This is a genomic window from Ornithinimicrobium sp. F0845, assembly GCF_023015765.1.
In the GTDB taxonomy this organism is placed as follows: domain Bacteria; phylum Actinomycetota; class Actinomycetes; order Actinomycetales; family Dermatophilaceae; genus Ornithinicoccus.
In genome coordinates this window covers 88,670-101,001 of sequence record NZ_JALKAL010000008.1, presented here as the reverse complement: position 1 = coordinate 101,001, position 12,332 = coordinate 88,670, and the positions used below count along the sequence as shown (strand labels likewise).

At 72.4% G+C, this 12,332-nt stretch carries 6 protein-coding genes; 4 read left to right on the top strand and 2 right to left on the bottom strand.

The genetic code is table 11. The features are described from left to right. Positions 1-160 precede the first annotated feature (160 nt). From MWU75_RS13070 to MWU75_RS13060, 3 genes are read left to right on the top strand one after another with little or no spacing between them, the layout of a single operon-like run. Positions 161-832, top strand: a complete 672-nt coding sequence (locus MWU75_RS13070; protein WP_247091397.1) for a DUF4255 domain-containing protein — start codon at positions 161-163, stop codon at positions 830-832. Then, positions 829-2,871 carry an ATP-binding protein gene (locus MWU75_RS13065; RefSeq protein ID WP_247091395.1) on the top strand — a complete coding sequence of 681 codons (2,043 nt, stop codon included), beginning with the start codon at positions 829-831 and terminating at the stop codon, positions 2,869-2,871. The genes MWU75_RS13070 and MWU75_RS13065 overlap by 4 nt, the downstream gene beginning before the upstream one ends. Next, positions 2,871-4,844 (top strand): Hsp70 family protein, encoded by a 1,974-nt coding sequence (locus MWU75_RS13060; protein WP_247091393.1) that lies wholly within the window; start codon positions 2,871-2,873, stop codon positions 4,842-4,844. The genes MWU75_RS13065 and MWU75_RS13060 overlap by 1 nt, the downstream gene beginning before the upstream one ends. Before the next feature lie 289 nt (positions 4,845-5,133). On the opposite strand, the gene MWU75_RS13055 is transcribed toward MWU75_RS13060, so the two are convergent. Both MWU75_RS13055 and MWU75_RS13050 read right to left on the bottom strand, forming a co-directional pair. Continuing rightward, on the bottom strand, positions 5,134-10,407 hold the full coding sequence (locus tag MWU75_RS13055) for a hypothetical protein (protein ID WP_247091386.1): 5,274 nt from the start codon (positions 10,405-10,407) through the stop codon (positions 5,134-5,136). After that, on the bottom strand, positions 10,404-11,414 hold the full coding sequence (locus MWU75_RS13050) for a hypothetical protein (RefSeq protein WP_247091384.1): 1,011 nt from the start codon (positions 11,412-11,414) through the stop codon (positions 10,404-10,406). The genes MWU75_RS13055 and MWU75_RS13050 overlap by 4 nt, the downstream gene beginning before the upstream one ends. 182 nt (positions 11,415-11,596) lie before the next feature. Between MWU75_RS13050 and MWU75_RS13045 the strand changes: the two genes are divergently transcribed. After that, on the top strand, positions 11,597-12,331 hold the full coding sequence (locus tag MWU75_RS13045) for a DUF4157 domain-containing protein (RefSeq protein ID WP_247091383.1): 735 nt from the start codon (positions 11,597-11,599) through the stop codon (positions 12,329-12,331). The last annotated feature ends 1 nt before the right edge of the window (position 12,332 follow it).

Here is a 12,332-nt window from a genome sequence, read left to right as displayed (position 1 = left end):
CGCCGCTCCAGCGTACGGGCGCCGGGGGTACACCGACAGGGCACCGGGGCAGGTACGGCATACCGGGCACGGGGCTCTGCCCCTCGGGGCAACCGGAGGTGCCCCGAGAGCGGCTCCGCGTCCGGTTCCACGGCCCGCGCCGGGCTGGAAGACTGCAGACGTGATCCACGAGGTGGACTCCGCCGTCAAGGCGCTGATCGAGCGGGAGGCGACCGGCGCGAAGGACGTGGAGGTTGTTTTCGATGCCCCGACCAAGGAGTGGGCGGGGCGCCGCAGCGCGCCCACGATCGACGTCTACCTCTACGACATCCGCGAGGACATGCGACGCCGCACGCGGGGCATGATCAACGAGTACTCCCCCGACCAGGTCGTCATCGGTCGACGCCTGCCCCCACGGCACTTCAAGCTCTCCTACCTGATCACCGCGTGGACCGCGCGCCCCGAGGACGAGCACCGCCTGCTCGCTCACCTGCTGGAGTGCTTCCTGAAGTTCGACCAGGTCCCCCCGGACCTGCTCACCGGGTCGCTGGCGGAGGCAGAGACGTCCGTGGCGATGACGATCGCGCTCCCACCACCGGAGGACCGGTCGTTCGCCGACGTGTGGACCGCGCTGGGTGGCGAACTCAAACCCTCCCTGGACCTCGTGGTCACCGCGCCGCTGGAGACCCGCCAGGGCTTCGAGACCGGACCGCCCGTGCAGGAGGCGCCGCTGGTCTCCATGGGCGGCGTCGACGGCTGGCCGTCCCGCGAGGAACCGCGCAACGCCGAGACGCGCCAGGAGGCGCGCCGTCCCGCGATCAAGCGCACGGCCCGGGCGAGGAAGAAGCCATGAGCGGTGTCCCTCCCGACCTCGCCTACCTGCGCGCCCGGTTGGCCCTCATCGAGGACCGGGTGCGCTCGCTGGTCGAGCACCGCCAGGCCGACGACCCCGCACCGGAGGACCCGTTCCGCGGGCTCTACGTCAGCGACGACACCGCCGTGCGGCTGCTCGCGTCAGCGGCCGTGCGTCCCGACGTGGACACCGCCGGCCGACAGGAGGTGGCCGATCTCGGTGACCGCCTGGAGCGTGAGGGACACCAGTTGGTGCTGCGGCAGTTGGCCCGGGACGCCGATCTCGACGACCTGGACCTCGACCTGGTGCTGACCACCCTGCTGCCCGACCTGGACAGCCGGTTCGAGCGGCTCTACGGCTATCTCAACGACGACGTGAGTCGGCGGCGCGCGACCACCGGCCTGGCGCTCGAGGTCGTGGGGGCGGCACCGGAGGACGCCGACGCGCGGGCCCGGCTCGGTCCCGCCGGGCGTCTCGTGCGGCGTGGCCTGCTACACGTGGAGGACGAGGACCGGCCGTTCCTGACCCGCGCGCTCCGCGTCCCCGACCGGGTCACGGCCCACCTGCTCGGGCACCAGGACCCCGCGCCGGAGCTGGCCTCCTACCTGCTCGACACCCATCCCTTCCCCGTGCCGCTCGCCACCCGTCTGGGACGGGCCCTGGCCTCCGGCGCCCACCTACTCCACCTGCGCGAACCCTCCCCCGACGCCGGCGGCTCCGTCGCCGCCGCCGCACTGGGCGAGGCCGGCCTCGGGACCGTCGCGATCGACCTCACCCGGGTGCCCGAGCATCCGGCACCGGTCGAGCTGCTCCGGGCGGCCTGCCGCGAGGCGCTCTTCCGCTCCGCGGGCCTCGTCGCCGGTCCCGTCGAGGCGCTCGCCGGCTCGGCCCCCGAGGCGTTGCGCACGCTGACCACCGCGGACGTCCCCGTTATCCTCACCGGCCACGACTCCTGGGACCCGCGGTGGACGGCCCAGACCCCGCTGAGCGTGACGGTCCCACCGCTCGAGCCCGCCGAGCGCGCCCAGGTGTGGGCCACCTACCTGGGCGCCGACCGCGGCGCCCTGGACGGCGTGGCCGAGCACCTGGCCCTGGCCCCGGCCCAGGTCGCCCGCGCGGTGGCTGCCGCCCGGACCGCCGCCGCGGCCGACGGCGCCCCGCTGGGACCGCAGCACCTGCGGCTCGGTGTCCAGGCCCAGAACGCCGCCGGGCTGGAGCGCCTGGCCCGCCGGATCGTGCCGGAGGTCGGCTGGGACGACCTCGTGGTGACCCCCGCGGTGGGCACCGCCCTGCGGGACGTGACCGCCCGGGCACGCCATCGGCATACTGTCCTGACGACCTGGCGGATGCGCCGCGGCGGCGGCCGGGGCATCGGCATCACCGCCCTCTTCGCGGGCGACTCCGGCACCGGCAAGACGATGGCGGCCGAGGTCATCGCGCACGACCTGGGGCTGGATCTCTACACGGTCAACCTGGCCACGGTCGTCGACAAGTACATCGGCGAGACCGAGAAGAACCTGGAGCGGATCTTCACTGAGGCCGCGGGGGTCAACGCGGTGCTCTTCTTCGACGAGGCCGACGCGGTCTTCGGCAAGCGCAGCGCGGTGAAGGACGCCCACGACCGCTACGCCAACATCGAGAGCGCCTACCTGCTGCAGCGGCTGGAGTCCTTCGACGGGCTGGCCGTGCTGGCCACCAACCTCCGGGCCAACATCGACGAGGCGTTCACCCGTCGGCTGGACGCGATCATCGACTTCCCCGCGCCGACCGAGGAGTTCCGGCGCGAGCTGTGGACCCGCTGCCTGGCGCCGCCGCTGCCGGTGGCCGACGACCTGGACCTCGACTTCTGCGCCCGCTCCTTTGAGCTGGCCGGGGGTGACATCCGCGCGGCCAGCACGACGGCCGCCTACCTGGCCGCGGCCGCAGGCCGGCCCGTCGGGATGGGCGACGTCGTGGCGGCCGTGCAGCAGGAGTACCGCAAGCTGGGCAGGCTCGTGCTGGAGCGCGAGTTCGGCGACTACCTCAGCCTGCTGCGCTGATGGCCGGCGCGGGAGGGACCACGGGCGGGGGCGGCTACAGCCTCGGCGTCGACCTGGGGACGACCTACACCGCCGCGGCAGTATGGCGTGGGGGCCGGGCCGAGATCGTCCCCCTGGGCGACCACTCCCCCCAGATCCCCTCGGCGCTGTTCCGCACCGAGGACGGGGAGTTCCTGGTCGGCGAGCCCGCCGTGCGCCGGGGCGCGGGCGACCCCGGCCGGCTGGCCACCGAGTTCAAGCGCCGGGTCGGGGACGACACGAGCATCATGGTCGGCGGGACGCCGATGTCCGCCCACGCGCTGATGGCGCAACTGCTCTCCTGGGTGGTGGCCCACGTCAGCGCGGGTCAGGGCGGACCGCCTGCGACGGTCGTCCTCACCTGCCCGGCGAACTGGGGGCCCTACCGGCGGGAGCTGCTCGAGCAGGCCGGTCGGATGGCCGGGGTGGGGTCGGTGGTCATCTGCACCGAGCCGTCCGCAGCCGCGGTCCACTTCGCCTCCACCGAGCGGCTCGAGACCGGCGACACCCTGGCGGTCTACGACCTCGGCGGCGGCACCTTCGACGCGGCGGTGCTGCGCAAGGACGGGGAGGCCGACTTCGCCCTCCTCGGCTCTCCCGAGGGCATCGAGCACCTGGGCGGGCTGGACTTCGACGCGGCCGTGCTCCAGCACATCTGGACCACCCTCGGCGATGTCGACGCCGACCCCGAGGACGAGGCGGTGCTGACCGGTCTGTCCCGGCTGCGGCGTGACTGCACGGAGGCCAAGGAGGCCTTGTCGGTCGACACCGACGTCACGATCCCGGTGGACCTCGGCGGCGAGCACCGCACCGTGCGGCTGGGCCGGGCCGAGCTGGAGGAGCTGATCCGGCCCTCGCTGGAGGAGACCGTGGCGGCCCTGGAGCGGGCACTCGCCAGCGCCGACGTGGCGGCCGCCGAGCTCGACTCCGTCCTGCTCGTGGGCGGATCAGCCCGGATCCCGCTGGTCACCGAGCTGCTCACCCGGCGGCTCGGGCGGCCGGTCGCGGTCAGCGCCCAGCCCAAGCACGGCGTCGCCCTCGGGGCGGCCATGGTCGGCGCGCAGGTGTCCGGCCTGGCGACACCTGCCCCACCCGCAGGTGGTGGAAGGTCGGCACCGGCGTCCACGGCCAGCGGGACCCCGTCCACCGCCGCCGCCAGGCCCGCTACGTCCGAGGTCCCCGGGACCTCACCGACCCCCTCGCCTGCCACTGCCCCAGGGCCCGCGATCGCCCCGACACCGGGCCCGCCCGGACGCCTGAGCACCGTCGCGCGGCACGGCCTGCTCATCAGCGGGATCCTGGCCGCCCTGGCCGTCCTCGTCACGCTGGTCGGGCCAGCTGCTTCCTCCGACCCCGACGTGACGGCCCGGCTGGACGCGGCCCGACAGATGGCCACTCTGGAGGGTGTGCCCCTGGAGCCGGGTTCCGGCCTGCATCTCACACTGGCGGGCCGCGACCTGCCCGCCGGTAGTGCCCTCGTCAGCGACGAGCAGACGGTGAACCTGAGCGGCGCCCGCATCTACGCCGTCGGCCCGTTACGTGCCGACGTCACCGCACCCGACGGCTCCGACCTGGACCTCACGGCACAGCTCCATCCGGCCGACGGTGCGCCGTGGGGCCGGCTGCTGAGCCTGCCCGGCGCCGTGGTGGTGCTAGGCCTGCTGTTCGCGGCGGCGTATGCCGAATCCCTGCTCCGCCCGCTCCTGCGGCGCGGGCAGCACGTCACCGCTCGCACGGTCGTGGGGATGGGCGCGGTCGGCGCAGTCCTCGGGGTCGTCCTCGTGCTGGCGGTCTGGATCCTGGCCGCCCGGCTGCTCTCTCCGGTGTCCGTGACAGTGGCGATCGTCGGGTGCGTGCTGGCTGCGGCGGTGCTTCCGCTCGGGTTGGAGGGCCGCGCCCGGTCCCGCACCAGCCCGGCGGCGCGCGCCCCGGGCGTGACCAGGTCCAGCGGCTAGCTCAGCACCTCCTCGAGCGCTCCCGGCACCTCTGCGAGCCCCAACTCCTCTCCTTCGAGCGACCCCGGCACCTCTTCGAGCCCCACCACCTCTTCTTCGAGCGCCTCCGCGTTCCTCGGGCTGGCTGCAGTCGGCCCGAAGAGACAGAGGGCGTTCGAAGACGTCCGGTGAGACCCCCGGCACCTCTGCTTGCGGGTGCGGGCGTCGCAGCCGTCGACAGCAACGTTTCGGGGTGGCGGGTCTTCAGGGAGGCCGGAGTGCCCACTCTGCGGCTCTTCTTGTGCCGGCGTCACCCCGCCCCGCCGGTCACCTGCTTCAGGACACCGGTGCCGAGGAGCACGAAGAACGTGAGGACCGCTGCGGCTGAGGCCGCCGAGGCCACGGCCGTCGACGACTCGACGGTCGAGACCAGATCCACCATCGCCTGGCCGGTCGCCCCACCGCACTCGACGTCCACGGCATACTGCCCCAGCGGCACGTTGGCGACCGCGGCCCGGACCGAGAAGGCCCCGGTGGCATCGGCGGTGGTCGTGCCCAGGGTCTCGTCCGCCAGGGTGACGACCACGGTGCTGCCGGGCTCGCAACCGGATCCGCTGACCTCAAGGTCTCCGCCCGGGATGGCCGACTCCCGTCCGAGTTGCACCTGGGTGCCCGAGTCTCCTGTCGGTTCCGGCCCTGGCTGAGTCTCCGGCTGAGGCTCTGGCTCCGGCTCGGTGGTCGGCTCGGCCGTGGTGGGTTCGTCCTCGGCCTCGGGTTCCTCCGGCGTGGTCGTGGGCGGCGCGGTCGGGGTGACTGGTGGGATCGTGACCACCGGTGGGGCGGTCGGAGGGGTCGTCGGTGGTGGCGGAGGAGGAGGGGGAGGCGGAGGAGGAGGTGGTGGCACCACGGGGGTCCACGTGAACGAACCCGTAGCGGCCAGGCTCTGCCCGCCGACGGTCGTGGTCACCTGCAGGCTCTCCGTGCCAGTCACCGAGCGGGTGTGCGTGTGCGTGGCAACGCCGTCGGCGTTCGTGGTGTGAGTGACGTCCACGTCGGCGGCACCGTCGAGCTGGCCCACGAACCGGACGCTCGCCCCTGCGACGGGATCACCACCGGATGTGACCGTGGCGGTCCACACCAGCGGTGTCTGGACCTCTCCGGTCGTGCCGCTCTGCGTCAGCGTCAGGACGGCGGGCGGCAGTGGCAGCGACTCCCACGTGAACGTGGTCTCGGTCGACACCGCCTGGTCCAACACGAGCGCGCCCACCGTGATGCCGTCCACCCCGGCCACCGACCTCGTGTGCGCGAAGTGAGCCGTGCCGTCGTCTCCGGTCTCGGCGGCCAGGGACACGCCCGGCGCGCCCGGCATGGCCGCGGTGAAGGTCACGGACTCCCCCGGGAGCGGCTCCCCGTCAGCCGTCACTGTTGCGACGAACTCAACCGTGGCTCCGACCGGTCCGCTCGAGTCCAGCGGTTCGAGCACGAGCTGCACCACGGGCGGGACGACCCACTCGAAGGAGCCGGAGGTGAACACCGTCTCGTCACCGACCGTCGCCCCGACCAGGAGACTCTCCGTGCCGGACGCCGTGCGCGTGTGGGTGAAGGTGGCCACGCCGTCGGCGTTGGTCTGCTCCGTGACGTCGATGTCGGGCTCGCCCGGCAGCTGCGCGAGGAGCCGGACGTTGGTGCCCGCCACCGCGTCACCACCCACGGTGAGCGTCGCGGTCACCTCCAGCGGTGTCCCGATCTCACCCGAGGTCGCGTTCTGGGAGAGCGTGAGGACCGGTGGCGGCTCCTCCCACGTGAAGGTGGTCTCCGCGAAGACCTCGCCGTCGTCCGCCGAGACCTCGATGAGGTCCAGGCCCACGACGGTCCTGACGTGCTCGAAGCGCGCGACCCCGTCGGCATCGGTCACCGCCTCGAGCTCGACGGAGTCGTCGGTGCCCTCCAGGACCGCGAAGAACGACACGGTCTCGCCCGAGACCGGCGCGCCGTCCGTCGTGAGGGTGGCGGCGAACTCCACGGGCTCCTCGACCGGACCGCTGGCGTCCAGCGGCTCGACGGTGAGCAAGAGCGGCGCCTCCCACACGAAGCTGCCCGTCGCGCTCACGGTCTCCTCCCCGACCGTGGCCTCGACCAGGAGACTCTCCGTGCCCGGCGTCGACCGGCTATGCGTGTAGGTGGCGACACCGTCGGCGCCCGGGACCAGGGCGACGTCCACAGTGGGTTCACCAGGCATCTGCGCCAGGAAGCGGACCTCGACACCCTCGACCCACGCGGGAGCGATGGCACCGGGGGCGGCGACCGCGGCGGCGCCCGGCTCGGGGTCTGACTCACCCACCGTGACGGTGACGTCCACGGGCGTCCCCACCTCGGCGCTGCCCGTGCCCGCGGACAGCGTCACCTCCAGCGGCCGGCGCCAGGTGAACACGGTCTCGGCGGACGCGTCCAGGTCGAAGGCGACCGTGGAGACGCTGATGTCGTCGACGCCGTACGCCTCCCGGGTGTGCTCGAACCGGGCCACACCGTCCGGGCCCGTCGTCCCCTCGAGGAAGACCGAGTTCTCGGTCCCCTCCAGGACGGCGAAGAAGTACACGGGCGCGCCGGCCACGGGATCCCCGTCGGCGGTCACGGTGGCCGCGAACTCGACCGTGGTGCCAGGTGTCGCGCTGGAGTCCAGGGGCTCGACCTGGATCTCCAGCTCCTCGGGGACCCACGTGAAACTACCTGAGGCGGTGGCGGTCTCCTCCCCGACCGTGGCGAACACCTCGATCGTCTCGGCGCCAGGCGCGAGACGCGTGTGGGTGAAGGTGGCGACCCCGTCCTCGTTGGGGGTCAGCATCACGTCGACATCCGGCACGCCGTCCATCTGCGCGAGGACTCGCACACTGACACCGTCGCGCCACGCGGGGGCCATGCCCTCCGGTCCGGCACCGTCGATGATGATCGGGTCAGCCTCGCTCACCGTGACGGTCCACTCCGTCTGCGTCCCCACGACGGCGTTGCCGCTCTCCGGGGACAACGTCACCTCCAGCGGCCGGCGCCAGGTGAACACCGTCTGCGTCGACGTCTCGAACTCGCCCAGTGAGGTCGAGACGGTGATGTCGTCGATCCCGTACTCCTCTCGGACGTGCTCAAAGAGCACGACCCCGTCGGGACCGGTCGTCCCGTCGAGACTCACGAAGTCCTCGGTGCCCTGCAGGAGTGCGGAGAAGGAGACGTCGGCACCGGCGAGCGCTGCCCCGTCGGCGGTCACCGTGGCCGCGAACTCGACCGTGGTGCCGGGCGTCGCGCTGGAGTTCAGGGGCTCGACCTGGATCTCCAGCGTCTGGGGCATCCACAGGAAGCTCCCGGCCGTGGTCACGGTCTCCTCCCCGACCGTCGCTTCGACCAGGAGGCTCTCCGCGCCCGGCGTCGGCCGGCTGTGCGTGAAGGTGGCGATGCCTTCGGCATCCGGCGTCAGGGTCAGCTCCACATCGGCGGCGCCATCCATCTGCGCGAGGACTCGGAGGCTGACTCCCTCGCGCCAGGCCGGCCCGAAGTCCTCGAGAAAGGCTGGGTCGTCGAGCTCGTCCACCGTGACGGTCCACTCCACCGGTGTCCCCGTGTCTGCGCTGCCGCCCTCGGGGGACAACGACACCTGCAGGGGCCCACGCCAGGTGAACTCGGTCTGCGCCGAGGCGTCCAGCTCACCCACGACGGTGGAGACGGTGATGTTGTCGACCCCGAACTGCTCGCGGTAGTGCCAGAAGTGGGCCACGCCGTCCGGGCCCGTCGTCCCGTCGAGGGACACGAAGTTGTCGGTGTCAGCCAGGACCGCGAAGAACTCGACGTTCTCACCGACGACTGGGACGCCGTCCTGTGTCACGGTCGCCGAGAACTCGACCTCGGTGCCCGGTTGGGCGCTGGAGCCCTGCGGGTCGACGCGCACGGCGAGGCCCGACGGGTACCAGGCGTAGGTGGACTGCGCCGTGACACCGAGCGCCTCGACCGTGAGGGTGTCGACCCCCGTCACGTCCCGCCCGTGCTCGAAGGCGACCTTCCCGTCGACGTCCGTCGTCCCGGACAGCGAGACGGTCTCGGCTCCGGCCATGGAGGCCGTGAACTGCACCGTCTCGGCGGGCACCGGCTCCCCGTCGACGAGCACCGTAGTCACGAACGAGGCAGGCTCTCCCACCAGTCCGCCCGCGGCTGGGGGCGTGATCTCGACCGCCGGACCGAGGGGCCACCAGGTGAAGGTGGTCTCGGCGAAGGCGCCAGCAGGGTAGGAGGAGACGGAGATGGCGTCGCCGCCCGCGACGTCCCGGCGGTGCTCGAAGTATGCCGTCCCGTCCGGGCCGGTCGTGCCCTCCAGCCACACCGACTCCTCGCCGGGCATCGTCGCCGAGAAGGAGACGCTCTCCCCGGAGAGCGGCTGCCCGCCCTGGGTCACCGTGACAGCGAAGGTGACCGTCTCACCGACCAGACTGCTGGAGGCCGACGGCGCGATCTCCGCCACGGGGACGGCAGCCTCCCAGGTGAACGTCGTGTCCGCGAAGATCTCATCCTCGACCGGCTCGAGGACCACCGTGACCTCGTCCACCCCGGGCGCGCTCCGGGTGTGCTCGAAAGCGACCGTCCCGTCCGGCGCGGTGACGCCGTCCAGGCTCACGGTGTCGAGACCCTCCCTCCACGCCATGAACGACACGTCGGCGCCGGAGACGGGCAGTCCGTCGTGGGTCACGGTGGCGACGAACTCGACCATCTCCCCGACCGTCCCGGTGCCCTCGCGGGGCGAGATGTCGATCTCGGGGTCTCCCTCGGGTTCCACCCAGACGACGCTGTCCGCCGCCGTGGCCTGCTCCTCCCCCCAGGTGGCGGTGACGGTCAGCGTCTCGGTCCCGGAGACGCCCCGGCTGTAGGTGAAGGACGCCACCCCGTTGGAGTCGGTGTCGGAATCGAGCGTGATGTCCGGTTCGCCGCCACCCTCCATCTGGGCGAGGAGATGCACGCTGGCGTCTTCCACCGCGGCCCCGTCCTCCAGCACCGTGGCCGTCACCGTCAGGTCCGAACCGACCGGATTGGTCGCAGCGCTGACCACCAGGGACACCTCGACGGCCGTCGGTGGAAGGCCAGCATCCGTGGGGGTGGGCTCGGCGATGGTCGCGGTCGGCTCCGCCTCGGTGGGCTCGCCGATGGTCGCGGTCGGCTCCGCCTCGGTGGCCGTCGGGGCGGGCACCGTCCCTGTTGGGTTCGGCTGCGTCTCCCCGGCGGTCACAGTCGGCGGCGGGCCGGTGGTCGGGACGGGTTCCGTCACGGTGGGGGTGGGTGCCTCGGTCATGGTCGGGGCCGGCGCTTCGGTCGCGGTGGGGGCCGACACCTCTGGGGCGGTCGGGGCGAGGCACTCCGTCGGCTCCGGCTGCGGCACCGCGGTCTGCAGCACCGCGTCGGGCTGCCCGTCCGGGCACGGCTGTGACGCCGCGGCGGCGGGGGAGACTCCAAGTCCGTTTGCGGAGAGTCCCGTGAAGGCCGCCGCGGCGCCGGTCAGGGAGAGCAGGAGGACCACCAGCACCCCCACCCACTTGGCCGACGCGCGGTGTCTCACCAGTCGTCCTCGGGTGCGTCCGGTTGGTCCAGACCGGTCTGCCCCTGGCTGCCGCTCGTCCAATAGTGTCCGGTCGACTGCCCGGTCCTCGCCGTCCCGGCAGCCCCGCCGGCCGTGGCGAGATCGGCGTCCACCGTCTCGAGCATCTCGGTGTCGTCCTGCACCTCCTCGCCGGTGGAGTCAACGTCGCCGGACGCCGACTCCTGGTCGTCGGGCACTCCGATCGGCAGGAAGTAGCCGACCGCGAAGGCGGCGGCGGCGCAGAGCAGCACCACGGTGGTCCACGAGGCGGCGCTGGGGGCCAACTGTCGGGTGGCAGAGAGGGTGAACGTCAGCACGAACCCGAGGCCGATACCGAAGGGGAGGAACCGCATGGCCCTCTTCCAGCGGTTCTCAGGCATCTGTGAGCGGCGGATGCCCAGCAGCAGCGAGCCCAGCAGGACCAGGGTGATGCCGAGGACGGCAAACCCGAAGACGCCGTACACCGAGTTCACGGAGCCGCGGATGTCAGCGGGGAAGCTCTCCTCCGCCACGACGCCTCGCTCGTCATCGAGCAGTTGCAGCCGGGAGGGGATGAGTCCGTTGGCCTGACCGGCCAGGTCGATCAGATCGATGTCGAAGGTGCGCGTGGTGACGGAGTCCGGTGGCATCAGCAGGTCGATACGGGTGGTGAAGTTGTACATGGTCAACCCCATGACCTTGCCGTCCAGTCGCACGCTCCGGATGCTCAGCTCCTCGGCAGAGGTGTTGGTCAGGGTGAGTTCGATCAGCGCCCCCTCCGCCGGGTCCAGCCGGACCGGGTCGTTGGCGTCGATCTCGGCGACCGGACGGCCGTTGATGGCGGCCTCCCACTGCAGGCTGACCCCGTCCTCGTCCCCCTCGGGTGCCGCCACCGCAGTGGCACCCGCGCCCACGGAGCCACCCGGCACGGCGGCAGCCAGGATCGCCAGGACCACCGCCGCGATCAGCGGCGCACCCCGGATCCGTCGGCGTGGTCCGACCTCCATGGCGTGACCGTAGACCCGCACGACGGCTCATGGGAGCGATCTTCTCCAGGTCTGCCCAGACGCCGCGAGTCACTGCCCCATGGGGCGATCAGGGCTGCACCTGAGGGAGTCTGGAAGTTACTCGCCCCGCGCGCAACCTGGGCAGAGACTAGGAAGCACACGTGCGCCTGGAGGGACAGATCATGCGTGACCACAGCCAAGAGTCCGATGCCACATCGCTCCGCCCCAAGTCTGCTCGGATCGACGAGGAGCCGATGGGATCGGCGGCCCGTGCCGCAGGGGAGGGTCGGACCGAGGTGCTCTCCGCCTCCGACGTGCTCGGTCTGCAGCGCCTGGCAGGCAATGCCGGTGTCAGTGCCGCCGTGGAGGAGGAGCGGTCGCCGGTCCACGACGTCATCGGCTCTCCCGGCCGGCCCCTGGACGATCCCGTCCGTGCCGACATGGAGGCCCGGCTGGGTCACGACTTCAGTGACGTCCGGGTCCACGACGACGGCGCGGCCCACGCCTCCGCAGCGTCGGTGAACGCACACGCGTACACAGTGGGCTCACACGTCGTGTTCCAACGGGACGCCTACGACCCGTCGAGCAGTGCGGGGCAGCAGACCCTCGCCCACGAGCTCACCCACGTCGTGCAGCAGCGCTCCGGCCCCGTCGACGGCACCTCCGCCGGCGGAGGCATCGCGGTGAGCGATCCCGGAGACCGCTTCGAGCGTGAGGCCGCCGCGACCGCCGAGCGGGCCATGGCGGGGCCGGCCCCGGCGCACGACCACGGCGTCGGGACGGTGCAGCGGTCTACGGGCGAGCCAGCCCTCGGCATACAGCGTCAGGAGGGCGAGGAGGAAGAGGAGCCCGTGCAGGCCATGGCAGTCCAACGCGAGGAGGCCCCCGAAGAGGAGGCCGAAGAGCCGACCGGCTAGG

Bases quoted from the DNA above. Each gene is read 5' to 3' on its own strand.
- MWU75_RS13060 (WP_247091393.1), top strand. From the start codon at position 2,871: ATGGCCGGCGCGGGAGGGACCACGGGCGGGGGCGGCTACAGCCTCGGC.
- MWU75_RS13050 (WP_247091384.1), bottom strand. From the start codon at position 11,414: ATGGAGGTCGGACCACGCCGACGGATCCGGGGTGCGCCGCTGATCGCG.
- MWU75_RS13065 (WP_247091395.1), top strand. From the start codon at position 829: ATGAGCGGTGTCCCTCCCGACCTCGCCTACCTGCGCGCCCGGTTGGCC.
- MWU75_RS13045 (WP_247091383.1), top strand. From the start codon at position 11,597: ATGCGTGACCACAGCCAAGAGTCCGATGCCACATCGCTCCGCCCCAAG.